This is a genomic window from Pseudomonas sp. PA-4-8C, from assembly GCF_021606625.1.
In the GTDB taxonomy this organism is placed as follows: Bacteria; Pseudomonadota; Gammaproteobacteria; order Pseudomonadales; family Pseudomonadaceae; genus Aquipseudomonas; species Aquipseudomonas lactis.
This window is the reverse complement of sequence record NZ_WKCD01000109.1, coordinates 1-16,214: the sequence shown is the minus strand read 5'-3', so window position 1 is coordinate 16,214 and position 16,214 is coordinate 1. Positions and strand designations below refer to the sequence as shown.

Sequence of the window (16,214 nt, the reverse complement as noted above, 5' to 3'; positions counted from 1 at the left end):
GCGCTGGCTCATGCCACGCAGCAGACTGACCTGGATATCGGAGCGTTCTTCAACGCTGAGTTCGTGATAAGACATGGCAACACCCTACCGGAAAGGTCAGGTGTTGCACTCAGTTTTTGCCGCCGCCTTGTCATTACTTCTTTTGAAAAGTCCATACAAAGTTACGTTTTCGCCGACTTCTAACTCTTCGTAAAGCTTATTCGATACTTGCAAATTCGGGATAACTGCACCATCAATGCTGACTTTAGCTTTATGTCCGCCGTTCATTCGATCAACAGATCGAACGTAGTCAACTTTTCCTGAAACTTTCACGCAATCGAACTTCATCACTCACTATCCCTGCCATCGCTCAAAAAAGTGGATCTGGTTCTTGCCAAGACGTCGCTCAGTGACTATTGCAGGCGGGCTCACGCTGGCCATAAACGCCGGACTTGATGAGCGCGTCTCCCATCGAGACGTCCCTGGCCGTGTCTTAGGTGCTGCTCTGATGACCAATCCATCACCAATCCAGACGTCGCCGCTATGATCAAACGACTGCTTGGCAAACCATATGTCACGATAATATCACTATGATCTGTTTATCGAAACACGCTTGCCGTGGCTCTATCCTCAGTTTTGAGGATCCGACTCATGCATCTGAAAGAAGCGCTGGCAGGAGCATTGCGTGGAGCTCGTGCTCATCAGGGGTTGAGTTACGAAGAGTTGGCGGGGGCAACGCACAGAACGTACGTGGGGAAGCTTGAGCAGGCCCGAGCGAACGCGACGTTGGAGAAACTGGACGAGATCGCTGACTATCTAGGCCTCGACCTTTTGACTATGGTTACTCTCGCCATTGCGGCTCAGGGTGACGAGCTCCCTTCGCAAGCCCTGCAACGTACTGCCTTGCGAATCAGGGAATTCGAGATGTCCGGAGGGTGGCAGTTGGTAGAGGAGCAATTCAGTGATGGAAAGCTCATCAAGCGCTCCCAGGGAAAGCCTAAGCAGCCGCTTTATGCAGATTACGTTCGAGCCCTGAAAGCGCAAGGTTTCGACAGGAAAACAATCGCTGAAAAGCTTGGCATTGCCAGAAGCACAGTCCAAAAATATTGGAATACATAAACCTCCAGGTTATCGCGACCCCTCTTTTTCTACGTGATGTGTTTCGTGCTCATGGCTGCGGTGTATCCTTGGGCAAGGGTAGGCACTTGTGGTGTTGCCCATAACGTAGAGAGCAGGTTCGGATGGCTGAAATAGTGGGGATATTTGGTCGGTGAAGCACGTCAGGCTGATCCGCCATGGAGAAAGCGCGGCCAACGCAGGCCAACCCAGCCTTGATCACGCGAGCATCCCTCTTACCCCAAAGGGGGTCGAGCAAGCGCGCCAAGTGGCAGGGTCATTCGCTCAAGCCCCAGATCTGATCGTTGCCTCGCCGTTCTCCCGAGCGCAAGCAACTGCAATGCAGACAGTGGCTGCTTTCCCTTCAGTGCCGTTTGAAATATGGCCCATTCACGAGTTCACCTACCTTGAACCTGCACGGTGTATCAACACGACCGTTGCCCAGAGACGAGCTTGGGTGGAGGGATACTGGGCCAAGTCAGACCCAGCGTTCACGGATGGTGAAGGCGCCGAGTCATTCTTGGACTTTATATCTAGAGGTCAGTCTTTCTTAGATAGACTTGCAGAGCATCCTGCCCAGGACATCGCCGTGTTTTCACATGGGCAACTCATCAATGCGGTGGCTTGGCTGATTGAGTGCAGGCCACAGAAGATTGACGGTCAAGCTATGGCCGTATGGCGAGAGTACGAGATCACTCACCACGTGCCTAACTGCTCTGGTTACAAGCTTACCAAGCACCCAGACGATGCCGGCTGGAGAGTAAGTCCTGAGGAGTTGCGAGTTGGCGTAACTCAACGCGTACCAGGCAGATCCTACCAAGCGTTTCGCGTTCCCGAGCGCGTGCTGATTGAGGAGCGGGCCCAGGCCCTATCGGCTGCAGGCTACCCGCTGCCAGACGATGATCCGGCTATGTACGCTGAGCAAAGGCTACTCGAGGCAAAAGAGGCTGCAGGTTTATTACCCTCGCACTCTCCTGGCAGAAAACTGTAGCGGGAGTGCGAAGAGGGCAGGACTTTAGCGAGAGGTGTCACCTGGCTGGATACACCTCCTCCACGTTCAACGACGAAAAATGCGATTTATCAAGATCAACGCTGCAGCACCAATCGCGAGGGCGGCGACTGGTTTTTCTTTAACGAACGTGGATACGCTATTCAGTGTATCGCCATAGGTTTTAGTCAGCTGACCAGCCGCTTGATGTCCCGCACCTTCAGCTTCCATCTTCGAATCACCAATTAGTTTCCCGACCGTGCTCTGCGCCTTGCCGGCCAGCTTTTCTGCTACACCTTCAACTTGTTCGCTCTTCATGATTCATCAAACCTTTGCGTGAGAGTGGGGAGCTCCGAACCGCGCTAATCGGGCGGCTATCAGCACGACATTAGGGACATGCGCATGATGATTAGTTCAATGGTGATGAGCTGTAGGCCAGTTTGGAAAAGCGCCTACACGTTTAAGCCTATTGCTATGCTGTTGCTCCCAACATGGAGGTGAGCCAAATGCAGGGTGAGTATTCCCTATCAGATGTACTGGAAAGGATGTACCAAAACCAGCTGGCCCTTGAGGCTGCGCTCATGGAGCTGACCCTCCAGGTGGAAGCCCAGGGACATGCGGAAGTCGGCGACAACGTCCGTGGTGCGCTTTACACAATTGGTGAGAACGCTGGTCATATCAAACAGGGGCTGGCCCGGCTCAAAACACTCCCATGAACCAGCCGCTTTTCGATTTTGATCTCAAACGCGTTTCCCGCACGCACTACATCACTGGCAAAGCTGCGATCAATTTTCCAGATCCAGGTAGTACAACGGGAGGATGGCATTTCCTGTCTTACTTCGACCGAAAATCCGGCGTGGCCAAGGTGTCCTTGGCAGGTATTCATTATCCAGATACGACCGATTTCTTTGGAGACGCTGGACTCATCGACGTAACCGACGAGCTTGCGATGAGAGGCTGGTCAGAAGACGGCAAAAGGCTGTTCATGGCGGATCACTACCGTGCCGCAGCAGACATGATTATTAAGTGGGCGGTAGGTGACGCCAAACGCTGCAACGTCGAAATCGCTGATTGGTTCCCTTCAACATGCGAAAGGCAGGGATTGTTGGTGATGTTGGATTTAGGGAAACCGGTGCTTTTACGTAGAGGAAGGTTGCAAAAAATGGAAGCTTGGCTTCGCTCGCAATGACCACCGCAAGTCTGCGTGTCTGTTCCTTCTTCCGAATGCCCTCTGAACAACTGCTTTTGTTGAGCACCGCTTCCCAAGCCTTGCAGCAAGGAGTAGCGTAGCGATTACTACATATCGAGTAGATATTCCTACATGAAAAATTGGCTCGCATTGATCCTTGGCTTACCCACCGCCAACGCCACCGAGCGCATGCGAGCCTGGCGTGCCTTGAAAGCTTCAGGTGCCGCTGTACTCCGTGACGGTGTTTACCTGCTCCCTGATACCAGCGCTTGCCGCGAAGCTCTGACTTCTGTCGAACGAGACATATTGGCCATCAATGGCACCGCCTACCTCCTGCCTGTAGTTGATCCCAACGGTGAGCGCTTTATCGAGTTTTTCGACCGCAAGGATGACTACACCAAACTTGGTGGAGAGATCGAAGGCTGCCGTGAGCAGTTGAATGCTGAAAATGCGCTGGCGACGACCAAACAAATCCGCAAGCTGCGCAAAGCCTACGATCAGATAGCGAGCATCGATTACTTCCCAGGTGAACCAAAGCACCAGATTGATGCGGCTCTACAGGAGTTAGAGACGGCAGTCAGTAGAGCCCTGTCGCCGGATGAGCCGCACAGCAGTAATCAACCGATATCGGTACTCAATCTCAGCGATTATCAGGGCCGTATCTGGGCAACGCGTAAACGTCCCTGGGTCGACCGGCTCGCCTGTGCCTGGTTGATCCGCCGCTTCATCGACCCGCAAGCTCAGATCGTCTGGCTGAACACTCCACAGGACTGCCCAGTCAACGCCTTGGGGTTTGATTTTGATGACGCAACCTTCAGCCATGTTGGTAACCGCGTCACCTTTGAAACCCTACAGGCCAGTTTTCAAATCCAGATACAAGGTCTAGGTCGCATTGCTGCCCTTGTGCATTACCTCGATGTTGGCGGTATTCAGCCGGTGGAGGCTGCCGGGATTGAGCGGGTGCTTGCTGGGCTGCGAGAGACCATTTCCGACGACGACCAACTTCTGGCTGCCGCGAGCGCCATCTTCGACGGCCTGCTCGCCGGGTTTGTGAAAGAGGAGCAACCCAATGAGTAAAGTTATGGCACCAGAGGTTGAAGCGAATCCGTTGAGGCCTGAACAGATTAGTCTGCGTGAGGCGTTCTGGTTCTGGTTGAAGCTCGGTTTCATTAGCTTCGGCGGGCCTGCGGGCCAGATCTCGATCATGCATCAGGAGTTGGTGGAGCGGCGACGCTGGATTTCAGAACGCAGATTTCTACATGCCCTCAATTACTGCATGTTGTTGCCAGGGCCCGAGGCTCAGCAATTGGCGACTTACATTGGTTGGCTGATGCATCGAACGTGGGGAGGCGTGATCGCCGGCGCGCTGTTTGTACTGCCCTCACTATTCATCCTGATCGCGCTGTCGTGGATGTACATCGCGTTCGGCGAAGTACCCGTGGTAGCCGGACTTTTCTACGGCATCAAGCCCGCCGTGACGGCCATCGTGGTGCAGGCGGCGCATAGAATCGGCTCTCGGGCACTGAAGAATAATTGGCTGTGGGCGATAGCAGCGGCTTCATTTGCCGCCATCTTTGCATTCAATGTTCCGTTCCCGCTGATCGTCTTAGGGGCAGCGTTGATTGGCTATTTCGGGGGGCGAATGGCACCCGAAAAATTCAGAGCCGGTGGCCATAGCGCCGCCAAAAAATCCTTCGGCCCGGCCTTAATCGATGACGACACGCCGTCCCCCGAACATGCTCGGTTCAGCTGGTTGAAATTGGCCTCACTCGCACTGATTAGTGCCGTGCTATGGGCTTTGCCGATGGGTGTTTTGACCGCGCTCTTTGGGTGGGAAGGAACCCTGACCCAGATGAGCTGGTTCTTTACCAAAGCTGCATTGCTGACCTTCGGCGGGGCTTATGCCGTACTGCCGTATGTCTATCAAGGCGCAGTCGGTCACTATGGCTGGCTAACCCCGACACAGATGATCGACGGCCTTGCGCTGGGGGAAACCACGCCAGGGCCGCTGATCATGGTGGTGGCTTTCGTCGGCTTCGTCGGGGCCTATGTCTCGCAAGTGTTCGGGGCTGATCAGGTGTTTCTGGCCGGAGCTGTCGCAGCTGCCCTGGTGACCTGGTTCACCTTCTTACCTTCGTTCCTGTTCATCCTTGCGGGTGGCCCTCTGGTTGAGTCGACCCACAACGAACTCAAGTTCACTGCACCGCTTACCGCCATCACCGCCGCCGTAGTTGGGGTGATCCTCAATCTGGCGTGCTTCTTCGGGTATCACGTGCTTTGGCCGAAAGGCTTCAGCGGTAACCTCGACTGGCCCTCTGCATTGATCGCCATCGCAGCCGCAATAGCATTGTTCCGCTTCAAGCGCGGCGTCATTCAGGTACTGATGGCCTGTGCGCTCGCTGGTCTGGCAGTACATCTGTTGCGCTAGCGATCACGAGCGGATTAAACAGCGTCCGTCAGACACCCAGAGATCTGAAGTGACCAGCTCACACCAAAGCCCAGCCTGACGCTGGGCTTTGGCCATTTAATGGCAGTGGTAGTCGTTGGTTTTATGGTTGCGATGGCAACCTTTTGAATCAGTACCGCCGCTGTGTGCGAAGGCAGCAACGGACGTAATCGAAAGTAAAGCGGCGATCAAAATGGCGGACAGTTTCATCAGGGCTTGCTCCTTGCTCATATTTTATATCCGTGAGAGGTCTCACGCCCGGCAGCGTATGGCTAAGTGCCTTCACTGAGCAAGCTACTTCTCCGGAGACTCGATCAAAGGTCGAATGCTTATTTCTTGAGCTACTTCTGGCTCTGGTTTAGGATGAATTCATATCCCCCTAGGGGGGATATGAATTCATCTGAAAACGAGAAACTCGTAGTTCTTTTATCTTCGGGAAATCTCAGTAACCAGATAGTCGTACGCGCTTCCTTTTGAGATTTCTCATGCTGAAAATCCTAGCCAACCGAACCTATCGCCATCTTTTCCTGGCTCAGGTGATTGCACTCTTAGGGACTGGCCTTGCCACCGTCGCGCTCGGTTTACTGGCGTTCGATCTAGCAGGCGCCCAAGCAGGTGCCGTTCTCGGCACGGCGTTGGCTATAAAAATGACGGCCTATATTGGCGTAGCGCCCATTGCAGCGGCTTTTGCAGAGCGCCTGCCTCGCAGAGCCATGCTGGTCTCGCTGGATCTGGTGCGGGCGCTGGTCGCGCTTGCTCTCCCGTTTGTGACCGAGGTTTGGCAAATCTACGTGCTGATTTTCGTCCTTCAGTCCGCATCGGCAGCGTTCACTCCAACGTTCCAAGCGACCATTCCAGACATCCTGCCGGATGAAGACGACTACACCCGTGCCTTGTCGCTATCGCGTCTGGCTTACGATCTCGAAAGTGTCGCGAGCCCGATGCTCGCTGCCGCGCTCCTGACGGTGATCAGCTTCCACAGCCTTTTCGCCGGCACGGTCATCGGCTTCCTCGCTTCTGCCGCCCTAGTCGCCACGGTGTTGTTGCCAAAGGCGAAGCAAGTACCACGACGCAGCATCTATGAACGAACTACTCGTGGCATGCGCATATTCCTAGCGACGCCCCGCCTGCGAGGGCTGCTGGCTCTCAACCTGACGGTAGCGGCTGCCAGTGCCATGGTCATCGTCAATACCGTGGTGATGGTTCAGTCGCGCTTCGCTCTGCCTCAAAGCTCAACGGCATTGGCGCTGGCTGCGTTTGGTGGTGGTTCCATGATCTCGGCCCTGGTCTTGCCTCGCCTGCTGAAAAACATCAAAGACCGAACGGCCATGTTGTTTGGCGGAGGAATACTGGTCGCAGGCTTGGCCGTCGGTATCAACCTGACCATCTACAACTTCCTGCTGCCGCTGTGGATGGTGCTCGGGGTGGGCTATTCGCTGGCCCAGACTCCAAGCGGTCGCCTGTTGCGTCGCTCGGCACATGCCGAAGATCGCCCGGCGTTGTTTGCCGCCCAATTTGCGCTGTCCCATGCTTGCTGGTTGATTACTTATCCACTGGCGGGATGGCTGGGAGCCAACATCAGCCTCACGGCGTCGTTTGTTGGCCTCGCCGCTGTGGCAGGCAGTGCACTACTGGTCAGCATCGTAATCTGGCGCCCAGTTCATGACCAGAAGTCGATCAAACACACCCATGAGAATCTGCCGGGCGATCACGCGCACATCGACGGCCAGGAAGGTGTGGATCACGAACATCCATACGTGATCGATGATCAGCATCGCCGATGGCCCAACAGATGATCGTGAGTTCCTAAGACTTGCTAAAGCTGGTGACCGGTATTCAGACAAGCAACCGTAGCGCTTGCAAAGCGGCAAGGTGGCCCGGATAGAACCAGTATCCCCATTGCCGTACCGGCCAGACCTTGAAAGTGAAGCTCTGACGCAGTAGCCAGAGTCCGATCAGCGGCGCCGCGAACGCGGTGCTCAAAGCCACCAATGAATAGACTTCCAAGTCCAGCGCTTTGATTACGATGCTACTTCGCGTATTGCTCATCAAGCATAGAACCGCAGGCAGCAGCCAAAGAACACCGGGGCCTTTGATTGCTATTAAGACAGCCGCTGGTACAAGTGCACCGTAGAAGCCGTACATAAGTGGATCATCCAGCACGTAGGCAATCGCGGCGGCCAATAACGCCATAGCGCTGCTCAACAGAGTGCGATGTTGCCATCCCCAGGCAATCACCAGCCCCAATGCCAGCGTCACCAACACGTTGAATGATCCCGAGGTGCTGATGTAGCGATAAGGCACTTCTGAAATGGCGGCGAATAACAGCATCAAGGCAAGATAACGACCGTTCGCAGCAGTCAGCAATTCACCCTGTTTGGAGCGCGCCACGTTGGCTGCAATAGCGACACAGAACAACGGAAAGGAAACTCTCCCCGGAATGAACAGGTTGCTCAACTCCGGCCACACCAACCGCAAGTGATCGATAACCATGGTCAACATCGCTAGCCACTTGATCAGATCTAGGCTACTGCTTCGGCTCTTGAGTGGGGAAAGCGGGTCAGTAGGCATCGTCATGCCCACCCCAGGGTGACGGCGGTCAGCGCGAGATAACGCACGCCCTTGGCCAAGGTGACAATCAGCAGGAAACTCCAGAGTGGCTCGCGCATGACTCCAGCGACGACTGTCAGCGGGTCGCCAATGATGGGCACCCAGCTCAACAACAGTGACCAGCGCCCGTAGCGCAGATAGGAATGCTGGGCTTTTTCTAACTTGCTCTCGCTCACGGGGAACCAGCGCTTGTGGCGAAATCGCTCAACAGAACGGCCCAGAAGCCAGTTCAGTGCGGAGCCAAGCACATTGCCAACAGTGGCTACCGCCAATAGCGTAGAAACGACGTACCGGTCGGCGAGCAACATCCCGACCAGCACGGCTTCAGACTGCATCGGCAATAACGTCGCGGCACCGAATGCCGCCACGAACAGACCAATGTAGCTCGTAAGTTCAAACACGAAAGACTTGCCTCAAGCGTTCAGGCCGATCCAGCCATGGAAACCCACGTACAGACCAACACCAATGATCAGCACGCTGGACAGGTACGGAGCACGACGAGCCACGGTGCCCAGCCAAGGCCAACGGTTGGAGGCCTGCTTAGCACCAATTGCCGCCGCAGCACCTACAGTGACCAAGGTGAGCGCCAATCCGATGCTGAAACACAGGACAAGCATGCCTCCCAGTGCGACTTCTTTAACCTGAAGACATAGCAACAGAACGGTAATGGCAGCCGGACAAGGAATCAGACCACCAGTCAGGCCGAACATGACGATCTGGCCCGTGGTGACCTCGCGATTGGTGAAGCGCTTGCGTATATCGTTGGCATGCGCACGTTCATGCGCATCCTGGTAGCCATCAATCGACAACTCTAAGCCTTCCAATTCGGAATGAGCATGCCCGTGATCGTGTTCCTGATACTGAAGATCGTAATCATGGGAGTGACCTGCATGCCCAAGACTCAAGCGAGCACTGAACTCATGTGGTTCCGGAATATCGACCGTCGACTCCAGGAAGCCGTCGCGCTCAACGAAAGAGAACGATTGGGTGCTACCGTCCGGACGAGTAGTCATCAGGCGAACATCTGAGGCAGCCCAAGCGTGCCCGGTCAGTGTCTTCAGGCGCCAGTGCGGTGGCATGCCTTCCTCGAAGATCGACAGCTCGATGCGGCCATGGCCGGTATCGATTCGATGGGTCTCATCATCATGACCATGGTCGTGCTCGCCGTGGTGATGATCATCACCTTGCTCAAACTTGAACATCTGCTCACCGCGCCAAGTACGCCAGAGCATCCAAAGCGCAATCACGATGATCAGTACAGAGGAGGCAAGCTGGAAGTACGGCTCAGTGGTTTGCGCGTCCAATCCTTTGCCCAGGTACATGCCGCCGATGGCGACCAACCACACCACTGCGGTATGCGACAACGTCGCGGCCAAACCTAACAAAACTGCCTGTTTGACCGAGCCACGGATGGCCACGATGAAGGCCGCCATCATGGTTTTGGAATGTCCCGGCTCCAGGCCATGTAAGGCGCCGAGCAGAATCGCGCTCGGGAAATACAGCCAGGCGTGAGCCCCGCCTTGTTGCAGCAGTTCAGCAAAATTGGGCATGACAGACCTAGAGGTACTTGGTGATTTGCTTGAAAGCTTCCAGTGGTGCGCGCTCGCCATTGCCTAGCGCCGAAACGGTGTCCTCCAGGCAGTGATCAATGTGATCCTGGATGAGCGTACGTTTGGCCTGGCACACTGCTTTTTCAACCGCATGCAGCTGCTGGGCGATGTCCACGCACTCACGACCCTCTTCGATCATGGTGATGATGCCGCGTAAATGCCCATCTGCCCGTTTGAGACGTTTGATGATTGCCTCATGACTCTGGTGGGTGTGGGGATGGCTGTGTTCGTGTTCGTGCTCACTCATGACTTGAGCCTCAGGCCTCAATGAATTACGCTGGCATCCTATCCCCCCCAGGGGGATGTGGTCAAACGCGTAAAAGCCCTATAAAACGAGTTGAAACCCTAACGCCATGTTCAGCAGAACACTGACAACGACGGTGGTAATCGCACTTGCTCTCGCCATGTTGGTGGCTTGGGCTGGGCATACCTATTCGTTATCTGTGGCGTCGAAACAGCCAGCCTGGGAGATCGCGCAAGATGCCCATCACTCCCACGGCGAAGAGGCTTCATCCAGCTACTCGAGCCTTTCAGATCACTACCATTCGCCATTGACCCCTGATCACCAGCACGAAACACCGCAACTCACAGCAGCGTTGATGCTGGCGACCCCCCTAATGCTATCCATCCGGGTCGATGCGCTTCGAGACTCTGTTCCCCTGCCGCCGATATTTTTGATCGAGCGTCCACCCCGTCCTTCGTTCGCGTCTTGACCTTGGCCGCACTGCGGCCTTCGATCTCTGCAACGTAGGATTGATCTATGCATTCGTATTCGATGAGCGGCGTCGGCGCGTTTACTGCGCCTTTGCACCGCCCCGTATTGCTGTTGTTTTTACTTGTCGCTGTACTTTTCCTGGGAATGCCCGAGGCGATGGCTCACGCCGTCGCGGAAGGTGACAAGGGCTTCATCCAGGAAAGCTCCGGCGTCATGTTGCTGCCTTTCATCTACATGGGCGCCAAGCACATGATGACGGGCTACGACCACCTCCTGTTTCTGTTCGGGGTGATCTTCTTCCTCTATCGCCTCAAAGACGTGGGGCTCTACGTCACGCTATTCGCTGTAGGCCACTCGGTCACGCTGCTACTTGGTGTGCTCACCGAGATTAGCATTAGCTCGTACATCATCGACGCCATCATAGGTTTTTCAGTGGTGTACAAGGCGCTCGACAACCTGGGTGCATTCCAGCGCTGGTTCGGTTTCCAACCCAACACCAAAGTGGCCACGCTGATATTCGGCCTGCTCCACGGCTTTGGTCTGGCAACCAAAATCCAGGAGTACGAAATCTCGCCTGACGGCCTGATTCCCAACCTCATCGCCTTTAACGTCGGTGTCGAGATCGGCCAATTGCTTGCCCTCAGCGCGATTCTAATTCTGATGGGGTTTTGGCGGCGCACTGGCAGCTTCTGGCGCCACGCCTATACCGCCAACGTCGCCATGATGAGTGCCGGTTTCCTGCTGATGGGTTATCAGATCACTGGCCTGTTTGTCTCTACGTAAGGAATTCTGACCATGTTCAATACTCCGCTTCCCACTGTTAATGAATTACCTACCACTCGCAAACTGGTGCGCTCGACTGTCATTGCAATGCTGGTTGCAGCCGGCCTTTTGGTGACCGTGGTCATGCCCTCGGAATACGCCATTGATCCGACAGGTGTGGGCCGGACACTGGGGCTGACCCAGATGGGCGAACTGAAGATCACTCTTGCCCAAGAGGCGTTGGCGGATGCAGCTCCACCTCAACCAGCGGCTTCAGCCCCGGCTCCGCAGGTTGCGCAAGTCCAACCGGTGGCTCAACCAGTGACTCAACCGGTTGCGACACCTGCCCCTGCGTTAAAGACGGATCAAATGACCGTCACGCTCAAGCCAGGTGAAGGGACAGAAATCAAACTGGAAGTGCTGAAGGACAAGGCTGTCAGCTATGAATGGACAGCGGCAGGTGGGCCTGTGAACTACGACACTCATGGAGAGCCTTACAACGGCGAAAAGGGGTACTTCCACAGCTACAACAAGGGCAAGCAAGTCAAAAGTGATAAAGGTGAGTTCACCGCCATTTTTGACGGCACCCATGGCTGGTTTTGGCGTAATCGCAGCACTAACGACGTGACCATCACACTGAAAACCAGCGGCGATTATTTGGGCGTCAAACAGTAATCAGAAGCAGCGATGGCTGTGCTACGGCAAGAAACGCAGCGTGCTGCTTGACCACATGTCATTCAATTTCATCCATTTTTGAAGAGTATTCCAATGAAAACCCCAACAACCATGATCCGTTCGATGCTCCTGATCTGCTTCCTTGGTTTGATGACGGCCTGCGGAGGCGATGAAAAAGACGCAACTTCTGAGATCGCTGGGCACGGCCATTCACACGAGTGACGCCGTAAATAAACAAGGCCGCATTGCGGCCTTGTTCCTCAAAGAAGAGGCACGGGAGTTTTCTTTTATTCTCAGTCAGCAGGCCAAGCAGGTAAGCGGATCTCAAAGGTCGTATAGCCTCCTCCGGAGACACACTCAACGGCGCCATCATGGGCGTCAACCAGTGATCTGACGATTGCCAAACCTAACCCCGCGTTGTTCGTAGCACCCTCTCTACGTGCAGGATCGACTCTGTAAAAACGGTCAAACAACCGGGGCAGATGTTCTCCAGCTATTTCCTCGCCGGGGTTCTTCACTGACAAGCTGATTATGCTACCCAACGACTCGATTTTTACGGAGACAGTGCAGTCAGGAGGGGTATACCTGAGCGCATTAGAAAGTAAATTCGAGATCATCCTATCCAACATCGTACCGTCACCATAGACCGCGCCGTGTCCGGAGACTTGTAGCTTTACTCCGGTGTCTTCTGCCAGCAACTGGTAATACTCGAAAAGTTTTTCGACCACCGAACGCAACTCGACTTTCTCTTTGGCAGGTAGAACCAGACCGTTGTCCGATTTTGCTAAGAAAAGCATGCCGTCAATAATGCTGGAGAGTCGGTTCAGATCCTCCAGGTTTGAATAGAGATTCTCTTCATAAGTGTCCGGTGCACGTTTCTTTGAAAGGATGACTTCGGTGTGTGTACGCAGATTGCTGATAGGGGTTCGTAGCTCGTGCGCAATATCGGCTGAAAAGTTGGACAGCCGAACAAAAGACTCTTCAAGGCGAGCAAGCATGGCGTTGAAAGAAGAGACAAGGCTCTCAAGCTCACGAGGCACCGAGTCCATCGGGATGCGTTCTTTCAGCGAACCGGCTGACATTGAGGCCGCGACTTGCGTCACCTGTGCGACCGGCTTTAACCCGCTGCGCGCCACCAGCCACCCTAACGCTGCGCTGACCAGAGCGCTGATAGCCAGCCCAATGACCAGCCACCAACGCAAAGTTTCAACGAAGTGCATGTGACTGGTGATATCCATACTTAACCATGCGGTTAGTGGCTCAGCTTCATTCACTAAATGAACTTGGGCCTTCATGCCTCTATACGTATGGCCGCCAGCCGTCCACTCCAACAAACCTTCCCCAGCCTCATGAACCGCAGCGGTAGGCTGTGCAGTTCCGTTGGGAGTAGCGAAGATCGTCCTCCCTCCGTTGGTGACAATCGATGCTGAAAGCTCCTGATGGGCGCCCAGCAGGGCTTGCAGTTGTAACACCACTTCTGAAGAGTCTACGGAGCCGGCCTCGCCATCCATGATTTGCCGAATGGATACGAGCTTTTCCGTCATCGCTTGACGGTCGAGCGCTTTGAAGTGATGTCTACTAAAAGCATCGAAGGTAAAGCCTGCTACAACCAGCACGGCTACCACGGCACAGACAAACATCATGCTCAAACGGAAGGTAAGAGATACACGCTTCATTCAGTATCCGGCGCATCTAGCATGTAGCCCATTCCCCTGGTGGTCTGAATCAGCTTAGTGTCGAAATCATCATCGATTTTGGCCCGGAGCCGGCGAATTGCTACTTCGATCACGTTGGTATCACTGTCGAAGTTCATATCCCAAACCTGCGATGCGATCAGTGATTTTGGCAGGACTTCCCCTCTACGGCGCATAAGGAGTTCTAGGAGGGAGAATTCTTTGGCGGTGAGGTCAATGCGTCGACCTGAGCGGGAGGCACGTCGTTTCAGAAGATCGACCTCCAGATCGCCGATTTTGATAGATGTTTGGTTGGGTACGGCGGAACCACGGCGGAGCAAGCTTCTGACGCGAGCAAGCAATTCGGAAAATGCAAAGGGTTTGACTAGGTAATCGTCCGCTCCTAGTTCCAACCCTTTGACCCGGTCATCAACCCCGTCCCTGGCTGTCAGAAACAAAACAGGAACTGAGTTCCCGGCTATGCGGACAGATTGAATGACCTCCCAGCCGTCCAGGCCGGGCATCATTACGTCCAGGATCAGAAGGTCATAGGTCTCATTTAACGCATGGTGCAACGCCTCTGTTCCCGTAACAACTCGGTCGACAGTGAAGCCAGCCTCCACAAGACCCTGCTGTAGGTACATTCCGATTTTGGGTTCGTCTTCTGCGACCAAGAGTTTCATGCACGGGCTCCGGTTTGCGGTGTTCTAGTGTGCTACCAATCTGACATCTGTGCGCAAGCTTACGTAAATGTAATTGCCTCAACAGCCCACGGATCGCCCGATGCCACGACAGGTCGGTGTGTGATGGGTTGGATGGAGTGAATTGGCAGGCGGCTTACAAAAATGTAATCAGCGATTTGAGCTTTTTGCGCTTAACCTAATTCCAACCACTGTGGAAGCATGACGGCTGGCCCAAGGCTAGGGGGCTTGCAGAGCAACCGCATACTAAAACGCTACGAGGTGCATCGAATGTTCAAACGAAAGCTATCGCTCGCCGTGGGCTTGATGATTTGTGCTGTCGCGCAGGCGGCTGAGCCGCTCACAATCGATGTGCATCGTGACGCGAACTGCGGATGCTGCAAGGAGTGGGTCAAGCACCTTGAATCGAATGGATTCAAGGTGGTCGACCATGTTGAAAGCAATATGAGCGCTATTAAGCAGAGCTTAGGAGTGCCGCAGGGACTCGCGTCATGCCATACGGCTGTTATTGACGGCAAGTTCGTAGAGGGGCATGTCCCTGCGGAAGAAATCAAGAAGCTGAGTGGCCGCTCAGACCTCGCAGGAATTGCAGTACCAGGCATGCCAGCAGGCTCCCCCGGCATGGACTACGGCCAGAATCATCAACCTTATCAAGTATTGGGGCTCACCAAGGCAGGTGCGCAAGAAGTGGTCGCTGACTACCCCTCGAGCCGATAGTTTTTACCTAGTCCTGAGCGTCCATAGTGACGCTCAGATCTGGCTCATGAATCACCCTTGAGCCATCTCGATTGAAGGGCTCAACGTTCCTAGCCATGCCACCAAGAAAACGATGACAACTGCACAGGTCGATTCGAGCATCACACTTTTTCTCAAGGCAGTTGCTGCCAGAGAATAATCCCCAGCCTTCAAAGAACGTTCAAGTGAGGGACTCAGGTAGAAACGATTGAGTGCAGCAAGCCCAATCATCCCAGCGAAAAGCAGGACTTTCATCAGCAGGAGAATGCCGTAGGTGCTAGTTACGAGTTCGATTACTGTCGGCCCGACAATGAAGAGATAATTAGCGACGCCAGTAATTATGATTGTGCCAACAATAAATCCACCCGCTGTTTCGAATCCTTTAAGCGCTCGTGACAGCACTCTTACGAGTTGCTCCGGATTAGCCCCTTTAATCCTCAACATCAGGCCAAACGCCGCAAGAGCTCCGATCCAGCCCCCAGCGGAGAGGAGGTGCAGAATATCAGCTGCAAAGTGCCAGAACCGCTTAGTACCTTCGTCCATTGCCCCATGACCTGTCCAAGCAAGCGTGGACAAGGCGATGCTGCCTGCCAAGGTAGCAACCCAGAGACTCCCTGTTGGCCATCGCTTGCTCTGACTTGCGACAAAAATCACCACTGCCAGCGAGATCATGCGCGTCACCCAGCTATAGCCGATCTCAGTCTCGTACAGCATCATTTCCAGATGAGGCCGCAGCTCGTCCCAGTCGGAGGCGCCGCTCATATTGCTTGTGATAATCATGAAAGCTGCTACGGACAAAAGCATGCCTATAGCAGCGGTGCCGGGCAGTATCCACCCAAAATGCAGCACCGCTCCGGACACGCGCTCTTTACCCCGAAAGCTGTACAGTCCAAAGACCGCCAGGCCGAACAGGAGCATTAGATCCAGATAAAGCGCGAGGCGCAGCGCCACATTCAATGGGTCGCCCACGCTTATTTCACTTTGAAAGTAACGCTGCCGGTAATCGGATGGGTAT

General features: G+C 54.5%; 19 protein-coding genes and 1 pseudogene. 10 read left to right on the top strand and 10 right to left on the bottom strand.

All coding sequences use genetic code 11. The features are described from left to right. Positions 1 to 96 precede the first annotated feature (96 nt). Positions 97 to 330 carry a hypothetical protein gene (locus GIW04_RS17090; RefSeq protein WP_236270484.1) on the bottom strand — a complete coding sequence of 78 codons (234 nt, stop codon included), beginning with the start codon at positions 328 to 330 and terminating at the stop codon, positions 97 to 99. Between the two features lie 300 nt (positions 331 to 630). On the opposite strand from GIW04_RS17090, the gene GIW04_RS17085 reads away from it, so the two are divergent. Further along, positions 631 to 1,098, top strand: a complete 468-nt coding sequence (locus GIW04_RS17085) for a transcriptional regulator (protein WP_032894808.1) — start codon at positions 631 to 633, stop codon at positions 1,096 to 1,098. Positions 1,099 to 1,249: 151 nt separating this feature from the next. Beyond that, positions 1,250 to 1,858, top strand: a pseudogene (locus tag GIW04_RS17080) (histidine phosphatase family protein); the annotation flags it as partial. A 294-nt stretch (positions 1,859 to 2,152) separates the two neighbouring features. Here the strand turns inward: GIW04_RS17080 and GIW04_RS17075 are convergent. Then, the gene (locus tag GIW04_RS17075) at positions 2,153 to 2,401 is read right to left on the bottom strand and encodes a CsbD family protein (RefSeq protein ID WP_032894809.1); all 249 of its coding nucleotides are present in this window, start codon (positions 2,399 to 2,401) and stop codon (positions 2,153 to 2,155) included. Between the two features lie 188 nt (positions 2,402 to 2,589). On the opposite strand from GIW04_RS17075, the gene GIW04_RS17070 reads away from it, so the two are divergent. The 4 genes from GIW04_RS17070 (at position 2,590) to chrA (ending at position 5,700) form a co-directional block, all read left to right on the top strand. After that, positions 2,590 to 2,799 carry a hypothetical protein gene (locus GIW04_RS17070; protein ID WP_032894810.1) on the top strand — a complete coding sequence of 70 codons (210 nt, stop codon included), beginning with the start codon at positions 2,590 to 2,592 and terminating at the stop codon, positions 2,797 to 2,799. Continuing rightward, positions 2,796 to 3,272, top strand: coding sequence for a hypothetical protein (locus GIW04_RS17065; protein WP_032894812.1), 477 nt, complete (start codon positions 2,796 to 2,798; stop codon positions 3,270 to 3,272). Before GIW04_RS17070 ends, GIW04_RS17065 begins: the two co-directional genes overlap by 4 nt. 132 nt (positions 3,273 to 3,404) lie before the next feature. Beyond that, the gene (locus tag GIW04_RS17060) at positions 3,405 to 4,349 is read left to right on the top strand and encodes a chromate resistance protein ChrB domain-containing protein (protein WP_032894813.1); all 945 of its coding nucleotides are present in this window, start codon (positions 3,405 to 3,407) and stop codon (positions 4,347 to 4,349) included. Beyond that, the gene (gene chrA / locus GIW04_RS17055) at positions 4,342 to 5,700 is read left to right on the top strand and encodes a chromate efflux transporter (RefSeq protein WP_032894815.1); all 1,359 of its coding nucleotides are present in this window, start codon (positions 4,342 to 4,344) and stop codon (positions 5,698 to 5,700) included. The genes GIW04_RS17060 and chrA overlap by 8 nt, the downstream gene beginning before the upstream one ends. A 96-nt stretch (positions 5,701 to 5,796) precedes the next feature. On the opposite strand, the gene GIW04_RS17050 is transcribed toward chrA, so the two are convergent. Continuing rightward, positions 5,797 to 5,949, bottom strand: a complete 153-nt coding sequence (locus GIW04_RS17050; protein WP_223656464.1) for a YHYH domain-containing protein — start codon at positions 5,947 to 5,949, stop codon at positions 5,797 to 5,799. 254 nt (positions 5,950 to 6,203) lie between these two features. Between GIW04_RS17050 and GIW04_RS17045 the strand changes: the two genes are divergently transcribed. Further along, positions 6,204 to 7,514, top strand: coding sequence for an MFS transporter (locus GIW04_RS17045; protein WP_032894816.1), 1,311 nt, complete (start codon positions 6,204 to 6,206; stop codon positions 7,512 to 7,514). Positions 7,515 to 7,554: 40 nt separating this feature from the next. On the opposite strand, the gene GIW04_RS17040 is transcribed toward GIW04_RS17045, so the two are convergent. From GIW04_RS17040 to GIW04_RS17025, 4 genes are read right to left on the bottom strand one after another with little or no spacing between them, the layout of a single operon-like run. Continuing rightward, positions 7,555 to 8,289 carry a TraX family protein gene (locus tag GIW04_RS17040; RefSeq protein ID WP_032897726.1) on the bottom strand — a complete coding sequence of 245 codons (735 nt, stop codon included), beginning with the start codon at positions 8,287 to 8,289 and terminating at the stop codon, positions 7,555 to 7,557. Between the two features lie 2 nt (positions 8,290 to 8,291). Next, positions 8,292 to 8,729 carry a YqaA family protein gene (locus GIW04_RS17035; RefSeq protein WP_032894818.1) on the bottom strand — a complete coding sequence of 146 codons (438 nt, stop codon included), beginning with the start codon at positions 8,727 to 8,729 and terminating at the stop codon, positions 8,292 to 8,294. Between the two features lie 12 nt (positions 8,730 to 8,741). After that, complete coding sequence (locus GIW04_RS17030; RefSeq protein ID WP_032894819.1) at positions 8,742 to 9,878, bottom strand: nickel/cobalt efflux protein RcnA; 1,137 nt, start codon at positions 9,876 to 9,878, stop codon at positions 8,742 to 8,744. Positions 9,879 to 9,885: 7 nt separating this feature from the next. Further along, positions 9,886 to 10,185, bottom strand: a complete 300-nt coding sequence (locus GIW04_RS17025; RefSeq protein ID WP_032894820.1) for a metal-sensing transcriptional repressor — start codon at positions 10,183 to 10,185, stop codon at positions 9,886 to 9,888. Positions 10,186 to 10,698: 513 nt separating this feature from the next. Here GIW04_RS17025 and GIW04_RS17020 point away from each other — a divergent pair. Together GIW04_RS17020 and GIW04_RS17015 are read left to right on the top strand one after the other, a co-directional pair. Next, on the top strand, positions 10,699 to 11,436 hold the full coding sequence (locus tag GIW04_RS17020; protein WP_032894822.1) for a HupE/UreJ family protein: 738 nt from the start codon (positions 10,699 to 10,701) through the stop codon (positions 11,434 to 11,436). Between the two features lie 12 nt (positions 11,437 to 11,448). After that, the gene (locus tag GIW04_RS17015) at positions 11,449 to 12,090 is read left to right on the top strand and encodes a hypothetical protein (protein WP_032894825.1); all 642 of its coding nucleotides are present in this window, start codon (positions 11,449 to 11,451) and stop codon (positions 12,088 to 12,090) included. 293 nt (positions 12,091 to 12,383) lie between these two features. Here GIW04_RS17015 and GIW04_RS17010 read toward each other — a convergent pair whose 3' ends face one another. Further along, the gene (locus GIW04_RS17010) at positions 12,384 to 13,766 is read right to left on the bottom strand and encodes a heavy metal sensor histidine kinase (protein WP_047338274.1); all 1,383 of its coding nucleotides are present in this window, start codon (positions 13,764 to 13,766) and stop codon (positions 12,384 to 12,386) included. After that, positions 13,763 to 14,446 carry a heavy metal response regulator transcription factor gene (locus GIW04_RS17005; RefSeq protein WP_032894827.1) on the bottom strand — a complete coding sequence of 228 codons (684 nt, stop codon included), beginning with the start codon at positions 14,444 to 14,446 and terminating at the stop codon, positions 13,763 to 13,765. The genes GIW04_RS17010 and GIW04_RS17005 overlap by 4 nt, the downstream gene beginning before the upstream one ends. 288 nt (positions 14,447 to 14,734) lie before the next feature. Between GIW04_RS17005 and GIW04_RS17000 the strand changes: the two genes are divergently transcribed. Continuing rightward, positions 14,735 to 15,181: a DUF411 domain-containing protein gene (locus GIW04_RS17000; protein ID WP_032894829.1), complete on the top strand. Its 447-nt coding sequence runs from the start codon at positions 14,735 to 14,737 to the stop codon at positions 15,179 to 15,181. A gap of 51 nt (positions 15,182 to 15,232) precedes the next feature. On the opposite strand, the gene copD is transcribed toward GIW04_RS17000, so the two are convergent. Then, a complete protein-coding gene (gene copD / locus GIW04_RS16995; RefSeq protein ID WP_032894830.1) occupies positions 15,233 to 16,168 on the bottom strand; it encodes a copper homeostasis membrane protein CopD in 936 nt (311 codons plus the stop codon). Positions 16,169 to 16,214: the final 46 nt, after the last annotated feature.